Raw genomic sequence first — 17,410 nt, 5'->3', positions numbered from 1 at the left:
CGCCGCCGGTCCGGCCCACCCGCCACCCCATCGAGGTGAGGTCCCATGAATCGCCCCCGCGTCACTGCCCGCGCAGCCGTCGTAGCCCTGCTCGCCGCCGGCCTCGCCGCGTCCCCGGCCGCCGCGGCTCCACCCGCCGCCGGGGGCAAGGCCCGTATCGGCGCCGACTGGGCGAAGCAGGCGATCACCTTCACCGCCGCCCCGGGCCAGGTCAACGACCTCCACGTCGTCCCGATGGACCGGGGCGACGAGGTCCGGCGCATCGGCTTCCGCGACGCGGTCCCGCTCCAGCCCGGTGACCACTGCGCGTACCTGGAACCGGGGGTCGAGACGTACGTCGTCTGCGAACTGCCCACCGGCAGCTCCCGGGCCGACCGGATCGACGTCTTCCTCGGCGACGGCGACGACGAGATCGCCACCAGCGACCCCGGGGTGGCCACCGTCAGCGGCGGACCCGGTGACGACACCCTGCACGCCCACACCGCGCACACGGTACGAGGTGGCGCGGGCGACGACATGGTCATGGGGCGCGTCGTCCTGGAGGGCGGCGACGGCATGGACCACCTGATGGGCGACGACGGCCATCAGCGTATGCGGGGCGGCCGGGGCGACGACATGATCGAGGGCTACGGCGGCACGGACCTCGTGTACGCGGGTTCGGGCGACGACCACGTCATGGGCGGGGACGGCAAGGACGTCCTCCTCGGCGGCTCCGGCGATGACATGCTGCACGGCGAGGCCGGCGACGACCTGATCGTCGGCGGCGCAGGGAGGGACATGGTGGAAGGCGGTCCGGGCCGAGACATCGTCCTCCCGTAGGCGACGCCGGGCCCGCCCGCGCGGGGGCGGACCAGTGCCGTGACCGCGGCACTGGCCTGGGTGCGGTCCACGACCCCCTGCGGCGTCGCCGGCGACGCCGGAGGCGGGGGACGCTTCTGCTCGGGTGGTGGACGCAACGGCAAGCGCGCGGCGACCCCACCGGTCATATCGCCGCCCGAGTGGTGTGGGGTGGGGTCTCGTACTCAGCGAGCCTGAGCGATGGGGCGGCGCCCGGGCATCCTGGTGAGATCGTGCCCGCCAGGGGCCACGACGGTGACTGCGGCGGGGGACACCGCTGGAGCACGGATGTGAAAGGGCGCTGTTTCCCTCCTCTGCCGTCGGGGTGCTCTGACCGGTCCTGAGCGCTGCGGAAGCCGGCGTGCCCCGGTCGCCCCCTCGGCTGTCCCAGCCCTGAATCGCAGTGACGGGAGCCTCGGGCAGCGGGCACCCTCGGGCGCGTTGGTGGCTGCCGTGGGCGACGCTGTCCCGCTCGGTGGTCGCCAGGCCCTCTGCGGCTCCCCGGCACCCCTCGTCCGACCGCGTACCGGCTGCTGACGCTGATGCGCGCCCCGGTGCACCGCATGCCCGTTGCCTGTCAGGACACCGGACACCGCCAGCCGTCGCGGTCGGCTACGACCTCGGGACGAAGGAGACCGGTCACGGCTGGGTCCTCGCCTCGCCAGGCGAGGACCCAGCCCGCGACCGCGGACCTGCTGGACCCGGCGTCCTGGACCAGGCGCTCCGTTGGGGGGTCCCGGAGCGACGCGGCCACCGGGCCGCCACGGCCCCTGGGTCACGCCTTCTTCGCCGAGCTCGGGCACGGGAAGAGCGCCAGCCTCGCCCCCCGCTGCCGGGGCCGTGCGAACATGTCCGACGGTCCACTCGCCGGCCCCGGCCGCCGAACCCGCGTGCGGAAGCTGCGCCGAAGACGGCGCCCGCGACCTTCCAGCCCTCGGTGACGAGGTCTGCGGCCCTCCCCGAGCAACAGCGGAACGGCTGTTCCAGTGCGGTGAAGGCGAGAAGCGACTCACGGGCAGGGGCCGATGCCCTCCACGCCCGCGCCCATCGTGTGTCGCCGATGTGTCCCGCGGGCCGTCCACAGAAGGAAGAAAGTGTCATGATCAGAACACTGCCAACGCTTGCGGGAGAGGCCGCACCCCATTACGCGCCTCCGCGCGCCGGGCACTGGTGCTCTCCGTCACGGGACTGCTCACGGCCACCGGTGTCGTCGCCCTGACGGGCGCCGCCCACGCGGCGGGCACCCTCGGTGAGTCGGCAACCGCCAAGGGCCGCTACTTCGGTACGGCGGTCGCCGCTGACCACCTCGATGAGGAGCCCTGCACCGCCACGCTGAACACGGAGTTCGACTCGGTGACCCCCGAGAACGAGATGAAGTGGGACGCGCTGGACGGGGCCCGGGGATCGTTCACCTACGGGGCAGCCGACCGGATCGTCAGCCACGCGCAGAGCCGCGGCATGAAGGTGCGGGGGCACACCCTGGTCTGGCACTCCCAACTGCCCGGCTGGGTCGGGGCACTGGGTGCGAGTGACCTCCGAACGGCGATGAACAACCACATCACCCAGGTCATGCGGCACCGGGAAGGTGATGACCATGACCCAGAGCGGCAACGGCAACCTGGCGGCCGGCGGGGCGACGAGCTTCGGCTTCACCGTCATGACGAACGGCGACACGGCGCCGCCCGCCGTCAGCGCCTGCACCGCCTCCTGACCGGAGCGTCCGGCCCCAGGGGCAGAGGGCCTTCGCGAGTGGGCGTCCCCCCGCGAAGGCCTTCCCGTCGGTGCGCGCCGGACTACGGCGCGTCCGTGAGGATCTCCGTCGCGAGGCTTGTGTGCAGTCGGCGGGTGTGGTCGACCGTGCGTACCGGCCCGGTCAGCGTGACCCGGGCAGCCAGGCGCACGTCGGTGCTCGACGCGCTCAGCCGCAGTTCGAGATCGCCCGGCTCGACGATCCGGTCGCCGTCGCGGCCCGTGAAGGACGCGAGGTCCGCCGGGACCGTCACCCGCACCCTGGCCGCCCGTCCCGGGGCCAGGCCGAGGCGTACGTACCCGATGAGGCGCTGCACCGGCTGGACCACGGAGGCGACCGGGTCGTGCAGATAGACCTGGAACACTTCGGTCCCCTCCCGCGCGCCGGTGTTGCGAACGGTGCAGGAGAGCGTGAACTCCCCATCCGTGGGCGCCCGCCCGTGCTCCACGACGAGGCCGCTCCACTCGAAGGAGGTGTACGCCAGACCGTGGCCGAACCCGAACGCCGGGGACGGGTCGACGCTGGACACATCGCTGAAGTGGCCCAGCCGCGCCGCCAGGTAGGTGGAAGGCTGGGAGCCCGGGTGGCGCGGCACACTGACGGGCAGCCGGCCGGACGGTTCGGTGCGGCCGCTGAGGACCGAGGCGATGGCCGTCGTTCCCTCCTCCCCGGGGAAGAACGACTGCACCACCGCGGCCGCCTCGTCCACCGCACGCCCGAGGGCGTAGGGGCGCCCGGCGAGCAGCGTGACGACCACGGGGACGCCCGTGTCGAGGAGGGTGTCGAGCAGCTGCTGCTGGACACCGGGGAGTGCCAGGCTCTCCGCGTCGCAACCCTCCCCGCTCGTGCCACGCCCGAACAGACCGGCCCGGTCACCGAGTGCGGCGATCACGAGGTCGGCGCCCCTGGCCAGTTCGACGGCCTCACCGAACCCGCCGGTGGCGATGCCGTCGATGTCCGCACCGTGTGCGGCGACGATCTCGCTGCGGGGGAACTCCGCCGCCAACGCCTGCCGCAAGGTGGGCAGTTCGATGCCGAGCGAGGTCTCGGGATGCTGACTTCCGACGTGGACGGGGAAGGCGTAGCAGCCGAGGACGGCCGTCGGGGCGTCGGCGTTGGGCCCGATGAGCGCGATGCGGCCCGGAGCTCCGGCGGCCGTGTCCACCGCCAGGGGCAGGGTGCCGTCGTTGCGAAGGAGGACGACAGCCTGTTCGGCGACGCGGCGGGCGAGCGCGCGGTTCTCGTCGGTGTCGAGACGGACGGTCCCCCGCAGCGCATCCGCCGTCCCGCCCGCGAAGCCGCCCCCGCCCCCGCCCGCGCCGGCGGCTTCGGTGAACACCGGCGGCACCGGCGTCCAGTTCGCGTCCAGGAGCCCCAACTGGGCTTTCTGGACGAGCACTCGGCGTACCGCACGGTCCACCAGCGCCTCGGGGACCACGCCGGCGGTGATCGCGTCGGTCAGCGGGCGGCCGAAGGCCTTGACGGTCGGCAGCTCCACGTCCACCCCCGCGCCGAGTGCGGCGCCGGCCGCTTCCCCGAAGGTCCCCGCCACACCGTGCAGCGTCTTCAGGAACGCGATGCCGAAGTAGTCCGCGACGACCGTCCCCTCGAAGCCCCAGGTCTCGCGGAGCAGGCCGGTCAGCAGTGGTCCGTCGGCCGCCGACGGGACGCCGTCGGTGTCGGTGTAGGCGTGCATGACCGACCGCACCCCGCTTTCGCGTACGGCCATCTCGAACGGGGTCAGGATGACGTCGGCCCGCTCCCGCGCACCCATCCCCACGGGGGCGAGGTTACGGCCTGCCCGTGAGGCGGAGTAACCGGCGAAGTGCTTGAGGGTGGCGACGACCCCCGCCGACTCCAGTCCCCGCACATAGGCGGTGGCGATCGTTCCCACGAGGTACGGGTCCTCGCCGATCGTCTCCTCGACGCGGCCCCAGCGTGCATCGCGTACGACGTCCAGGACGGGGGCGAGCCCCTGGTGCACGCCGACGGAGCGCATGTCTCGGCCGATCGCGGCGGCCATCTCCCGGACCAGCTCCGGGTCGAAGGCGGCGCCCCAGGACAGGGGCACCGGATAGGCGGTCGCGCCCCAGGTGGCGAAGCCCGCAAGGCATTCCTCATGGGCGAGCGCCGGTATGCCGAACCGGTTGGCCCCGGCGATCCGCTCCTGGGTGCGCGAGAGCGAGAGGGCGCCCACGGCCGGGTCGACCGGGGCCGTGCCGAAGGGGCGGGTCAACTGACCCAGGCCGTACGGAAGAAGGTCGTCGAGGGCGACGGCCTCCGCCACGTCGTGCTGGAACGGCGCGACTTCGGCGCCCTCGTCGGACGCGCCCACCCAGACGCCGAAGAGTTGGGAGATCTTCTCCGGGAGGGTCATGGCGGCGATCAGGGCATCGGCCCTGGCCTCGGGAGCGAGGGTGGGATCGCGCCAGGGCGCGGTGCGGTGGTCCGTGGCGCCGGACACCGGCGCACGGCAGTCGGCGCCCTCGGCGAGTGTCTGAACGTCGGCGTTGTCGATGTTGGCGGTCACTTTCCTCCGACCCCCATCAGCCCCTGTACCAGGGCGCGACGGGCGAACAGGTAGACGATCAGGATGGGGAGCATGGACAGGACGACTGCGGCGAGGAGGCCCGGGGTGTCGACTCCGTGTTCGGTCTGGAAGTCGTAGAGCCCCAGGGTGATCACCTTGGTCTCCGCCGACTGCGTCAGGACGAGAGGGAAGAGGAAGCCGTTCCACGCCTGGAGCGAGGAGAAGACGACGATCGTCGAGATCCCGCTCCTGGACAGCGGCAGCACCATCTGGAAGAAGATCCGCCGGGACGAGGCGCCGTCCATCGTCATCGCCTCGTACAGATCGGGGGTGATGTCGCGCATCACCCCCGTGAGGATCAGGGCGCACACCGGCATGGCGAAGGCCGCCGTCGGCAGGATGACGCCGATGAGGTTGTCGTAGAGGCCGGCTTCGCTGATGACGAAGAACATCGGGACGATGACCGCCTGCGAGGGGATCGCCAGGCCCAGGAGGAACAGGCGGAAGACCGTGGTGGCGGCCCGGCCCCGGCTCCTGACGATGGTGTACGCCAGCGGCGGGACGAGGAGCACGACGATTCCCACTACGCACACGGTGACGATGACCGTGTTGAGGAAGTACTGCGCGAAGCCGCTGTCGAGGTCGTTGACGTAGTTGTCGAGCGTGAAGCGCTCGGGGAAGGCCAACGGGCCGTTCGCCGCGTAGTCGGGGCGCGACTGGAACGTGGCGACGAGCATCACGTACAGCGGCAGCCCCACCACGAGGAGCCAGACCAGCGAGCCGAAACCGGCGAGGTAGTTGGGACGGCTCTTCCTCACAGGCCCTCCATGGTGCTGCGCATCTTGTCGTAGCCCGAGAGCCGCACCAGGATCAGCGAGATGACCGTCGAGACGAGGACCAGAAGGAGGGCGATGGCGGACGCCGCTCCGTAGTCGAAGCTCTTGAACGCCTTCTGGTACATGTAGTAGGCGCTGATGGTGGTGTCGCTGCCCGGTCCGCCCTGGGTCAGGATGAGCACGGTGTCGAAGGTCGTGAGTCCGCCGACCACCATCAGGATCGTCGAGGTGACGATCGAGTTGCGCAACTGCGGCAGCGTGATGTGGAAGAACTGCCGCACCGTGCCCGCGCCGTCGATCTGCGCCGCCTGGTAGAGGACCGGCGGCACCGCTCGCGCCGCGCCCTGGTAGATCAGCGTGTGCAGGGGGGTGAACTGCCAGGTGCTGACGAAGACCAGGACACCGATCGCACTGGCCTGCGCCCCGAACAGGTTGCCGTCGCCGAACAGCCATGCGGCCTGCGCGGGGACACCGAAGTTGGGGTCGAGGACGGCACGCCACAGCACGGACACGGCCGTGATGGACAGCAGCATCGGGACGAAGTAGATGGCGGACAGGACGGCCCGGTTGCGCTGGTGCCCGGCCGCCCAGACTCCGAGCAGGATGCTCAGCGGGGTCTGGACGACGACCCCGAGCACGGTGAGCAGGACGCTCAGCCAGAGGCTCCTGATCATGACGGGGTCGTCGAGGAGTTTCTTCCAGTTGTCGAGGCCGACGAATCGCGGGTCGCTCAGACCGTCCCAGCCGGCGAAGGAGAGGACGACGACCATGATGAGCGGGACGATGGCGAAGAGGCCGAAGAAGACAGCGGCGGGAGCAGCCCAGAGCAACCCCGGGCGGCTTGCTCCCACGCCGGACCAGCCGGTCCCCCTGACCGTCTCGCCGGCCGCGGAGGGTGTTGCGGTGCGGGTGGCGTCATGTGCTCCGAGTCCGGATTTCCGTGCGCTCACGAGGTCGGCAGCGCCTGCATAGCCCGGACGAAGGCGTCCTCGTCCATGGAGCCGTTGAAGAACTGCTGGAGGGACTGGTACATCGTCGTGGCCGCCGACTGGGGGTACGCCTGGTCCCAGGAGAGCTGGAACGACGGGGCCGCCTCGACCAGCTCGTACTGGAACTTCGCGAACTCGGGGTTGGCAGCCGTGTCCAGGAAGCCTGCGGTGTTCGTCGTGGTCGGCAGGTTGCCGATGTCGAGCTGCGCCTTCACGAACTGGTCCGAGTACATGAGCTTCAGGAACTCGGCGACGGCCTGCGGGTGCCTCGTCTTCTTCAGCACGGAGTAGAAGTTGTTGGTGTTGCCGACGATGTTCGCCTGGTCGCCCTTGCCGCCCTCGACGGAGGGGAAGGCGCTGTATCCGAGATCGCTCTTCGCGAACTCGGGATGTGCGTCCTGCTGGGTCGAGTAACCCCACGAGCCCATCAGCTCGAAGGCGGCCCTGCCGGTCGCCAGGAGCGTGGGGGAGCCCTGGTCGGTGAACTTCACCGAGTCGTAGTTGGTGCCGAAGGCCCCGGCGTCCACCAGTTCCCTGACCTTGCTCAGTGCCTTCCGGCTGTCCGGGCTCGCCCAGGCGTCCTTGTCGCCGTCCAGGGCCTTCCGGAAGAGCCCCGGGCCGGCGATGCGGTCGTAGAGGTACTCGAACCACATCAGCGTCGTCCACCGGTCGCCACCGCCCAGCGCGATCGGGGTGACACCGTCGGCCTTCAGCGCCTTGACCGCTGCCAGCAGGTCGTCCCAGGTCTTCGGAGGCTCGACACCCGCCTCCCTGAGGACCTTGCCGTTGTTGAACAGCACCACGGGCTGCGTACCGCGCATGGGGACCCCGTAGGGCGTGCCGTCGACCACCGCGCTGTTGAACACGGACGGCAGGAACTTCGTCCTGAGGTTCGGGTCCTTGGCGATGAAGGAGTCCAGCGGCAGCAGCAGGCCGGCGTCGACGAACGGCTTGATGCTGCCGCCGCCCCAGTTGAAGAAGACGTCCGGCGCCTGCTTGCTGCTGATGATCGTCTGCAGCTTGGCCTGGTAGTCGGCCCCCGGGATGGTATCCAGGACGGCCTTCACCTCCGACGTCCTGTTGAAGGTGGCGACGATCTCCTTCTCCACCTTGTTCGCCGCGTCCCCGTAGACGAGGACGCGGATGGTGTCGCCGTCGGCGGCCGCGTCGGAATCCCCTCCGCACCCGGACAGTGACAGCGTCAGGGCCAGCGCGGCACCACCGACGACGGATCGCGAGAACCGTGCGCGTTGCTTCATCGACTCGCCTCTCGAAACTTTTTCGACATGATTGCCGAAACTTCCTGAGTCGGGACGCTAGGACTGGCCTGTCTGAGGGGTCAACCCTTGGTCGCTGTGTTATCGAAGCGTTATGTCTCGGTGGCGGTTGCCGCGTGCTTTATGCTCCTCGCCATGCGCGATGACGAGGAGACGGGCCGCATCACCCTGGCCCAGGTGGCCCAGCGGGCCGGTGTCTCCATCTCGACAGTTTCGAAGGTTCTCAACGGGCGACAGGACGTGGCGCCCCTCACCAGGGCCAAGGTGGAGCGCCTGCTGGAGGCCCATGCGTACCGGCGCACCACACGGTCGGCCCACGAGGCCCCGCTCATCGAGATCGTGTTCCACGAGCTGGAGAGCATCTGGGCCATGGAGCTGATCCGGGGGGTGGAGAACGTCGCCAAGGCCCAGGGCGCCGGAGTCGTCCTCACCGAGAGCGGGACCCGCCACTCGCCCAGCCCCGACTGGATGGAGGCGATGCTCCAGCGCCGGCCGCTCGGTGTCGTCCTGGTCCTGTCCGCCCTGCCCGACGAGGTGAAACAGCAGCTCAGGGCGCGTTCGATCCCGTTCGTCATCATCGATCCGGCGGGCGACCCCGACCCCGACGTGCCCTCGGTCGGCTCGGCCAACTGGAATGGCGGACTGGTCGCCACCCGTCATCTCCTCGAGTGCGGGCACCGGCGTATCGGGATCATCACCGGACCCGAGGACATGCTCTGCTCCCGCGCCCGGCTCGACGGTTACCGGTCGGCGATGACCATGGCGGGGCTGAAGGCGGACCCCGGACTCACCCTGTTCGGCGACTTCCACGTGGAGGGCGGATACGACCGCGCCACCGAGATGCTGTCCCGGCCCCAGCGGCCCACCGCGATCTTCGCCGGCAGCGACCTCCAGGCACTCGGCGTACTGGAAGCAGCCCGACAGCGTGGCCTGCGCGTCCCCCACGACCTCTCGGTGGTCGGCTACGACGACGTGTCCATCGCCCGCTGGGCCAGCCCGGCGCTGACCACGGTCCACCAGCCGCTGCGCCAGATGGCGGAGGAGGCCGCGCAGATGCTGATGCGGCTGCGGGCCCAGGAGTCGGTGTCCACGCGGCTGGAGCTGGCCACGAGTCTGGTCGTACGCAAGAGCACGGCGCCGCCGCCTGAGAACTGAGCCCCCTGGGCCCCGCCGCGCCTGCTCGTCGCCGTCGACCCGCGAGGCTGATCGTCGCTCTGACGGAGCTGATCAGTGCGTGTACGCGTGCGGAGGCGGCGGGGAGGCGGGCGGGCCGATCGCCGCGTCCTCTCCGCGGGCCGAGTCGTGGCCCGCCCCGTCTCACTGTGCGTGGCCGCCGGCCTGCGGCCGCACCGCACTCGCCGCACGATCCTGCGGACACCCCCTCGTACCAGCAGGAATACCGACGGGCCCTCCGCCTGCTCGCGCACGTCGTTCCCTCCATCGCCGTCTCCCGTCGGCCTCGGGCATCACGACCGTGCAGGGCGCGCTGCCCTCAGCCCTTGTGGCGGAGCGCTGGGTCAGAGGCAGAAAGGCTCGGTGAGATCCCTGCGCGGCGGTTCTCCAGGCCGGCGAGCGGGTTGGACCTGTCTGGGACGTGCGGGGCGCACGGGCGGGATCGTCGTGATCGCCTCGTCCCCGTACGACAACTCCTGCACGAATCCCACCAGCCATACCCGCCCGAAGGAGATGCCTCAGCCGGAAGTGGTGCGGCGCAAGGACTCCCGGCCCAGGCGCCGGCACTCAACGCACTGAACCACTGCGGCGACGCGGACATCCCCGCAGGCCCCGACGCCCCCTTCCACATCCCTGAGGCGCAAGCAGACAAAAGTGACCGCGTTGCACAGGGAGATCACAGGTCAGGAGAGAGCTGACAGCGCCTGGGGCGGCGGCCAGGAGGCGGCCTCCACAAGCAGTGCAACGTCGTGGAACGGTGCTCCGACGGTCTGAAGCAATGGCGCGGCATCGCTGCCCGCTGGGAATGGACCGCCGAGTCCCGTCAAGCCGCCGCCACTGGGGTTCAGCTGTGTATGAGTGTTTCGCCGTGGTCTTGGTGCAACCGGTTGAGCAGGCGGTCGAAGTAGGCGGCCCCCGTGTCGGGCACGCTGACTCCTGCCTGTGCGGTCGCCTGAGCGGTGGTCGCGCCGTCCACTGCGGGTGGGCGGCGATCGGGGGCGAGACCGAGGGTGTAGGTGCAGATGTCCAGGGCGTAGGCGGCTCGTGCCCACGGGTTTTCCCGGTGGGCGTACAGAGCCTCTCTCCACTGCTGAGCGGATACCTCGCGGATGCGGTGCCCGTGTCCGCGGGCCCGGTCGAAAAGTTCCCGCATCGGCAGCGGTTCGGGTCGCATGACGTGGTAGACACTCCTCGAAGCGCCGGGCGCCAGGGAGAGGGCGGCGATTGCCTGCGCGGTGTGGTCGACGGTGGAGGCCGGCAGGGAGCCCATGGCGGTGGGGCAGCAGCCCGTGACGATGGCCGCGGCGATCACACAGGTGGTGAAGTCGTTGGCGGGCGCGGCCCCGTCGCGGGAGTCGGCCAGAACCAGTCCGGGCCGGTAGACGGTGGCTGAGACGTCCTTGTCGGCTGCGGCTGATGCCACTGCGTTCTCGGCTTCGACCTTGGTCCGCAGATATCCGAACGGTCCGCAGGTTTGCAGCGAAGGCGGGGTCGACTCGTCCACGCGATCCAGGCCCGTCTCACGTGCGGCGAGGAACACTCCGAGCGTCGAAACGTGGTGCAGGTGCTTGGCCGCTCCCGTAGTGCAGAAATCGATCACACGCCGCGTCCCGCCGAGATTGACCGGGGCCACCCGTTCGTAGGGTGCGGCCAGGTGCACGGAAGCCCCGCTGTGGTAGACGGCCTCGGCCTCTTGGGCCAGCTGCCGGTACACGTCCTTACCCAGACCGAACCGATCAGCCGAGAGGTCCGCCGCAACGGTGCGTAAGCGCGGTGAGGCTGCCGCTTCCTCGTCGACCTCGCCCAGCGCTGTCCTCATCCGCCGTTCAGCCGTAACGGCATCTTCGCCCCGGACCAGACATACCACCGGACCATCCGTCCGATGCAGCAGTTCCGAGCAGAGCCTCGATCCCACAAAACCCGTTCCGCCCGTCAACACCACCGTCATACTGGAACTCCCTTCCGATGGACCCGTACACGGGGTGAGGTTCCCGGCGCGACCGGCCTGGACACCACCACACACGGCAGTGAACCGTTCCGGGTTCGGTAGAGATCTCAGACGTTGGGTGTGACCTGGGGTCGTGGTTGCGAGGTAGTGGTTGTTCTCGTATTCGAGCGGTGGGACGTGGCCTGTCCCACCGCGGAGTCGCCGGTGGTTGTACCAGTCGATGTACTCGGCGGTGGCGAGCTCGACGTCGGGCAGCGTCTTCCATGGCCGCCTGGGCTTGATCAGTTCGGTCTTGAACAGGCCGATCGTGCCTCCATCAGGGCGTTGTCGTAGGCGTCCGACCGGTCCGATGGAGGCGGCGATGCCGGCGGTCTCCAGGTGGTCGGCGAGCGGAAACTCCTGTATTGCGACCCGGTATCCGAGTGGTGTATCAACTCGCACGGCTGCACCGGGTGTTGGCCGCGGTCACGTTGCCACAGCGTCATCTCCAGGGCGTCCAGCAGTGTCGATGGCATGGGTAACGCCCTGGGCATCGGCGGTACCCTCTACTCCGGCCTGACCGAAGGCGAAGACGCCGAGGCAGCCACGGCCGCGATGATCGCGGAGAGCGGCATCACCGTGCTTTGCGTAGCGGGAGCGGCTGCCTTTACGGCGGTAGGAGCCGCAGCCGCAGCCCCGTACGTGGGCGCGACTTACCAGAACGATCTGAGCTGACGCAACGAAGGCCGGGGCCCGGCCTTCGTTCTCACGACAGGAGACAGGAAGATGATTCAGCCAGGACGCGAGAGAACCATCGCCCCCCTCGGCCTTCTGCAGATCGTCTGCGGACTGCTGCTCATCACACTGTTCAACCAAGCCGCTGTTGCACTTGGCTGTGGTCTGCTGCTCCTAGTATCAGGATGCGTGTCATTGGTCCTTGCGTACACGAGTATGAGGAAAGCCCGACGATGAGCATCAGCGCTCCGATGCCTCTGGAGCCCCTGGAGGCCGACGCTATCTTCGTGATTCCGTTCGTCATCGTCGTGGGCCCCTCGTCGCGTGGTCGCGATACCGGAAATAGTGAGAAGAAGACCACAGTTCTGTCTTTCACCGTCCCGGTCCGACCTACCTGGCAGGTCAGACCGGGACGGATCACCGGTCTTCTGCCGTGTGCACACGGCTCGGGGGCCAGGAACGATGTATCGCCCTCAGCGCACGAGAACGGCACCGCCCCCTCGAAGGGGCGCGGTGCCGCTGATGTCGTGTCACCCGGCCGGGCGACCGGTGCGAGGGGTGGGCGCGGCGGCCAGGTGCCGCTGCGGGGCGGGAGCGCCGGGCGGCCAGGGCACCAGCCTTGATGGCCTCGGTCGCCTCGCGCAGCGCCTCCTCCACCTCGTCCTGGGAGGCGTACCCGGCGAAGTACGGGTGGATGAAGTAACGGCGGTAGCGGCCCTCGGGCCGCAGGACAACGTTCCGGTCGATCAGGTGGCCGAGGTGAGCGCAGTCGCCTCGCCTGGAACGGCCTTCGATACCATCCTCGCGGCTGTCGTGCCCGAGCTCACTGGGCGGGTCCAGGTCGTGGCGCTCGGCGCGGAGACCGGCCGCCTGGACATCGTCCCCGACGCCCCGGCAGCGGGCACGCAACTGCGCTGGAGCGCGCCGAAGCTGATCGCGGCGGCCAACGAGCGGGTGCCGAACGCGAACGTCCGCGCCCTGCACGTCTTGGCCCCCGCACTCATAGACGCCGGCCCCGCACCAGCGGCTGTCACACCGTCTCCGCAACCGGTCGTCCCGGCCAGAGAGTGGAGCGCCGGACGCCGTCGGAAGGGCTACCGCCGCGCGATCGAGGCGCACTGTGCGGTCGTGACGCTGCCCCGGGTCGATCCGGACATCCGGAGGCAGTGGAGCGGCAGAACCAGGCGATGCGCACTTCTGAAGCGGTACGGCAAGCAGCGCCGCCGCGCGGCCCGGCTCATCCCGCTCGGCGTGCGGCTGTCCGACCGGTGCGCTCACCGGGCACCCCACAGCCGCATCGCCCACCTGGGAGGTCTGTTGCTGTGCAAGGGATCAGACGCTGCCGCGCCAGCTGCCTGTCTCAGCGCCGCCGCGGGACTCGATGAACTCCTTGAAGCGCTTCAGGTCGCCTGTGGCCTGCCGCTTGACGAAGCCCAGCTTGTCGCCGACGTTCTCGGCCAGGCCGTCGGGGTCGTAGTCGAGCTGCAGCATGATCTTGGTGGCGTTGTCGTCGATGTAGTGGAAGGTCACCACACCGGCCTGCCTGGCCTCGCCCCCGACGCTGGTCCAAGCGACCCGATCGTCGGGAAGCTGCTCGGTGATCTCCGCGTCGAACTCGCGCTCAACACCGGCAATCTTCGTCTTCCAGCGGGTCAGAGTCTCGGTACGCTGCTCGATCCGCTCGACTCCCTCCATGAATTGGGGAAAGCTCTCGAACTGGGTCCACTGGTTGTACGCCACGCTGACAGGGACGCTGACCTCGATGGACTCCTCAACCTGCGACACGGTGCTCTCCTTCGTGAGGGTGATGTCTCCCAGGAGTTCCCCCGAACGGCCTCGGTATGCCTCGAGTCACCTCTGCTCCCTTCGAGTCGAGACTCGCCAAGTACGTCCCCGGTTCAGGCCAGCTGAGCGGGGAGCGGTCCGGACCGGCTCGACATCCCGAAGTCCCTGCCGGCCCATCCCTCTTACCCGGCTCGGGGGAGGGCCGAGCCGCCTTGTTACGCCGAGGCCGTAGTGGGCTGTGGCCTTGTCGAGTGCCGTTTCCAGGCGGCGGAATTCGTCGTCGTGCTCGTCGAAGCTGAGCTGGTGGATCGTGCCCTCGGCTGGCCGGAGGCGTTCCGCGCGCAGGGCGATGGCCCGGACGCGGGCGCGCTGAGGCCAAGCCCGGTGAGGAGTTCGCGGGCAGTGGCAGCCAGCGCGGGGGAGTGGGTGGACGGTTCGGCGGGGCTGCGGCTGCGGGTGCTCTGCGTGCGGTCGGCATAGGTGACGGTGAGCGTGAGCGCCTGCGCGATCTCACCGCTCGCACGCAGTCGGGCGCCGAGGTCCTGGACCAGGCCCGGCACCGCGCGGTGGTGCTGGGCCTGGTCGAGTTCGTCGCGGTCGAAGCGGTGACCGGTGCTCATGCTCTTGGGGGCTGCACCCGGGACGACCGCGCGCTCGTCGATCCCGTGTGCGCGCTCGTGGGCCTGGCGGGCTGCCGCTGCCCCGAGAATGCGCTGGAGGGCCGTGAGTGGGGTGTCGGCGATGTCGTCGACGGTGGTGATGCCGAAGCGGGGCGAGGGCCCAGGCGGTCTTGGGGCCGATGCCGGGCAGGGCGGAGGCCGCCCTGGGACCCAGAAATGCTGCGATTCTGTACGGATCACCGTGGCCGCACCCGGAGAGGTGAGGTCCGCGGCCATGGCCGCGATGGAGCGGGTGGGGCCGCCCCGGCCGAGCACGGCACGCCGTGGAGGACGAGCAGGAGCAGTCGGAGCACGGGCGATCAAACTCTCGACGTCGCGTCCCCAGTACGGCAGGGCACCGGTGAGGTCGACGCAGGCGGACCAGTCGGTCGGCAGGGGTTCAACCCGGGAGCTGATGCCGTCCATGACGGCGAGCGGCAGCCCGTACAGCCCTACAGCCGGCCTGCGATGATCAGAACGGGCGGCCCCCTCACTCTCGGCGTCCCTTCCTTCGAGGCGCGGTTGCGCTTCGTACGGAGCTGCACGAGCTCGGCGGCGCGTCCGGCGCCGCTTGCTCGATGGTTCCCACGCGGCATCGCCGACGCTGCCCTGTCCCGGCCCTCCCGCCAGCTTCCCGCGCCGCAGAAGGGCAGTCGTCTCCGGTGTCGGACCAGATCACCTATACCGCCGCTTCGACTGGCCTCACCGGTGGTGGACCGCCGGCGCCGACGGCAAGCCACCCCATGGGTCGAGCTGGGACGAGCCCGCCCGGGTCGCCGGCCTGCTCTGCAGAAGGTGGTCCGCAACGCCCGCGCCGCACCCGCGCCACGCGGGACGGCGCCCCGCCCGGATGCGCGCCGGCCGCCGCGCACGCCGACGATCACCACCGCGGCCAGGTGTCGGGCCGTTCCCCGTCAGAGAATCCTGGGTCCGTGGGGCCGAGGACTTGCAGATTGGTAACCAGTGGGTTACCAATAAGGGGTGGACCCGTTCACCGCTCTGGCCGACCCCATACGCCGTGACTTGCTGCGCGCCCTCGCCTCCGGCCCGGCCCGGGTGGTCGACCTCGCGGCACGGCACCCCATCAGTCGGCCTGCGGTGAGCAAGCATCTGCGGCTGCTCACCGAGGCAGGGCTGACCACCGTCGAGGATCACGGTCGCGAGCGCCACTACGCGCTCGCCCGCCCGGGCCTCGCCCCGGTCCGCGCCCTGCTCGACGAGCTCGCCGGGTGCCGCTCCCTGATCCCCGAGAGCGCCTTCGACGCCCTCGAACTGGAGGTCCGCAGAACCGTCCACGACCGCCGGGCCGGCGCCGACGCCGCTTCCAGCACCGGAAGACCTCAGGAGGAATCCGCATGACCAGCACCCCCACCGGGCGTCGCGTGACCATCGACGGCCGGGACAGCATCGCCTTCGACCGCACTTTCCGGGCCGGCATCAAGGATGTCTGGGCGGCGGTCACCGAACCCGACCGTCTGGCCCGATGGATCGGCGAATGGACCGGCGACCCGTCGACCGGCTCGGTCGACTTCCGGATGCTCTACGAGGGCGAGGAACACCAGGCCGAGCTCCTCACCATCCAGGAGTGCCAGGCCCCCCGCCGTCTGGTCCTCACGTCGCAGGTACTCGGTCAGGAACCCATCTGGCACATGACTCTCACGCTCGTCGAGCACGAGGGCGCCACCACGCTCACCTTCACTCAGTCCGTCGGCGACGACCCGGCGATGGCGGGCGGAGTCGGTCCCGGCTGGGACTACTACCTCGACCGGCTCATCGTCGCAGAGACCGGCGGTGACCCGGCATCCGTCGACTTCGGCGACTACCACCCGGCCCACGAACAGCACTACCTGGCCATGTTCAGCTAAGCCCGACACGTCGCCGAGTTCTTGATCGGGACGTGCCCCAGCCCTCCGTGCTCCCTCGTGGGCGTGGGCGTGGGCGTGGGCGTGGGCGCGGACGGGGACGGCCGACCGCCAGCCTCCCGACGAACGTCCAGCGGCTTTCGCCTTGCTGGGACGTCCGCCCAGCGCACTCTCATGCAGGGTCGTCGGGGATGAGGTCGGGGTGTAGCCGGTGCCAAGAGGGATGGCGCAGGCGTCCGGCGCGGGTGCGGGAGGCGTACCGGGCCTCACCGACGAGTCGGGGAAGCACCCACCGGGCTCCGGCTATCGGCGGGACCTGCGCGAAAGGGCAGGTCTCGATGGCCGCTAGCTGTAGGGGTTCAGCGAGGCCGGTGCGTTGGGCCTCGCTCCAGCCGGTGCCGACACTGCCCGCGTAATGCAGCAATCCGTCGCGCCGCTCGCCGACCAGAACCGCCCCGGGCCGGCCGGTCAGCCGGCCGCGCCCGGGGACCCACCCGCCGATCACGACGTCAGCGATGCGGTGGACCCTGATCCTCACCCAGGTTTTCGACGCGCCCCGGGCTCGTACCGGCAGGCGAGCCGTTTCGCGATCAGCCCTTCCAGTCCCGCGTCCCGGGCCACCTCCCATGCCTGGGCGCCGTGCCCGGTGATCGCCGCGGGCGTCGACCGGGCGGGCCCGGCCAGCCTGAGACCTGCCAGCGGCTCCCGAGGCTCCGCGTACGGCAGTTGGGTCAGGAGCCGGCCGTCGAGGTGCACGACGTCGAAGAGCATCAGGTGCGCGGGCACCCGGGCCGCCACACGCGCGGCCTTGGCGGGGGAGCTGACGAGGCCCACCCTCTGCCGGAGGCGCTCGAAGTCGCTGGACCCTGATCGTCGAGTGCCACGATCTCACCGTCCAGCACGGCGCTCCGCCCGCCGAGGGCATCGGCGAGGGGAAGGGAACTCGGGGTAGGCGACGGTGGTATCCGTACCTGAAGGTGCGGGCAAGAGGATCGTGCCGTCGCCCGGCAGGTAGACCATGGCCCGCTGGCCGTCCTGCTTCACCTCGAA

12 protein-coding genes and 3 pseudogenes are annotated in these 17,410 nt (G+C 70.1%); 6 read left to right on the top strand and 9 right to left on the bottom strand.

Annotation, left to right across the window (positions count from 1 at the left end; translation table 11 throughout):
- Positions 1-45: 45 nt before the first annotated feature.
- Together V9U70_RS14780 and V9U70_RS14775 are read left to right on the top strand one after the other, a co-directional pair.
- Positions 46-819: a calcium-binding protein gene (locus V9U70_RS14780; protein WP_336675476.1), complete on the top strand. Its 774-nt coding sequence runs from the start codon at positions 46-48 to the stop codon at positions 817-819.
- Positions 820-2,004: 1,185 nt separating this feature from the next.
- Positions 2,005-2,433 (top strand): annotated as a pseudogene (locus V9U70_RS14775) (endo-1,4-beta-xylanase); the annotation flags it as partial.
- Between the two features lie 197 nt (positions 2,434-2,630).
- Here the strand turns inward: V9U70_RS14775 and V9U70_RS14770 are convergent.
- The 4 genes from V9U70_RS14770 to V9U70_RS14755 form a co-directional block, all read right to left on the bottom strand.
- Positions 2,631-5,117: a beta-xylosidase/alpha-l-arabinosidase gene (locus V9U70_RS14770; protein WP_419723983.1), complete on the bottom strand. Its 2,487-nt coding sequence runs from the start codon at positions 5,115-5,117 to the stop codon at positions 2,631-2,633.
- Positions 5,114-5,935, bottom strand: a complete 822-nt coding sequence (locus V9U70_RS14765; protein WP_336675475.1) for a carbohydrate ABC transporter permease — start codon at positions 5,933-5,935, stop codon at positions 5,114-5,116. Before V9U70_RS14765 ends, V9U70_RS14770 begins: the two co-directional genes overlap by 4 nt.
- Positions 5,932-6,804, bottom strand: coding sequence for a carbohydrate ABC transporter permease (locus tag V9U70_RS14760; protein ID WP_336675473.1), 873 nt, complete (start codon positions 6,802-6,804; stop codon positions 5,932-5,934). The genes V9U70_RS14765 and V9U70_RS14760 overlap by 4 nt, the downstream gene beginning before the upstream one ends.
- Before the next feature lie 95 nt (positions 6,805-6,899).
- Positions 6,900-8,201, bottom strand: coding sequence for an ABC transporter substrate-binding protein (locus tag V9U70_RS14755; RefSeq protein WP_336675471.1), 1,302 nt, complete (start codon positions 8,199-8,201; stop codon positions 6,900-6,902).
- 141 nt (positions 8,202-8,342) lie between these two features.
- On the opposite strand from V9U70_RS14755, the gene V9U70_RS14750 reads away from it, so the two are divergent.
- Positions 8,343-9,374 (top strand): LacI family DNA-binding transcriptional regulator, encoded by a 1,032-nt coding sequence (locus V9U70_RS14750; RefSeq protein ID WP_336675470.1) that lies wholly within the window; start codon positions 8,343-8,345, stop codon positions 9,372-9,374.
- Between the two features lie 862 nt (positions 9,375-10,236).
- On the opposite strand, the gene V9U70_RS14745 is transcribed toward V9U70_RS14750, so the two are convergent.
- Together V9U70_RS14745 and V9U70_RS30605 are read right to left on the bottom strand one after the other, a co-directional pair.
- Complete coding sequence (locus V9U70_RS14745; RefSeq protein WP_336675468.1) at positions 10,237-11,340, bottom strand: SDR family oxidoreductase; 1,104 nt, start codon at positions 11,338-11,340, stop codon at positions 10,237-10,239.
- Between the two features lie 162 nt (positions 11,341-11,502).
- A pseudogene (locus V9U70_RS30605) lies at positions 11,503-11,781 on the bottom strand (IS3 family transposase); the annotation flags it as partial.
- A 72-nt stretch (positions 11,782-11,853) separates the two neighbouring features.
- Between V9U70_RS30605 and V9U70_RS14740 the strand changes: the two are divergent.
- On the top strand, positions 11,854-12,054 hold the full coding sequence (locus tag V9U70_RS14740) for a hypothetical protein (protein WP_336675466.1): 201 nt from the start codon (positions 11,854-11,856) through the stop codon (positions 12,052-12,054).
- 1,332 nt (positions 12,055-13,386) lie between these two features.
- On the opposite strand, the gene V9U70_RS14735 is transcribed toward V9U70_RS14740, so the two are convergent.
- Together V9U70_RS14735 and V9U70_RS14730 are read right to left on the bottom strand one after the other, a co-directional pair.
- On the bottom strand, positions 13,387-13,839 hold the full coding sequence (locus tag V9U70_RS14735; RefSeq protein ID WP_336675464.1) for an SRPBCC family protein: 453 nt from the start codon (positions 13,837-13,839) through the stop codon (positions 13,387-13,389).
- 215 nt (positions 13,840-14,054) lie between these two features.
- The gene (locus V9U70_RS14730; RefSeq protein ID WP_336675462.1) at positions 14,055-14,924 is read right to left on the bottom strand and encodes a DinB/UmuC family translesion DNA polymerase; all 870 of its coding nucleotides are present in this window, start codon (positions 14,922-14,924) and stop codon (positions 14,055-14,057) included.
- Between the two features lie 555 nt (positions 14,925-15,479).
- Between V9U70_RS14730 and V9U70_RS14725 the strand changes: the two genes are divergently transcribed.
- Positions 15,480-15,857, top strand: a complete 378-nt coding sequence (locus tag V9U70_RS14725) for an ArsR/SmtB family transcription factor (protein ID WP_336675460.1) — start codon at positions 15,480-15,482, stop codon at positions 15,855-15,857.
- Positions 15,854-16,363: an SRPBCC family protein gene (locus V9U70_RS14720; protein WP_336675455.1), complete on the top strand. Its 510-nt coding sequence runs from the start codon at positions 15,854-15,856 to the stop codon at positions 16,361-16,363. Before V9U70_RS14725 ends, V9U70_RS14720 begins: the two co-directional genes overlap by 4 nt.
- 169 nt (positions 16,364-16,532) lie before the next feature.
- Here the strand turns inward: V9U70_RS14720 and V9U70_RS14715 are convergent.
- A pseudogene (locus V9U70_RS14715) lies at positions 16,533-17,410 on the bottom strand (ATP-dependent DNA ligase); the annotation flags it as partial.

It is taken from the genome of Streptomyces pratensis (genome assembly GCF_037137275.1).
Lineage (GTDB): Bacteria > Actinomycetota > Actinomycetes > Streptomycetales > Streptomycetaceae > Streptomyces > Streptomyces pratensis_B.
This window is presented reverse-complemented; position numbering and strand designations above follow the sequence as displayed.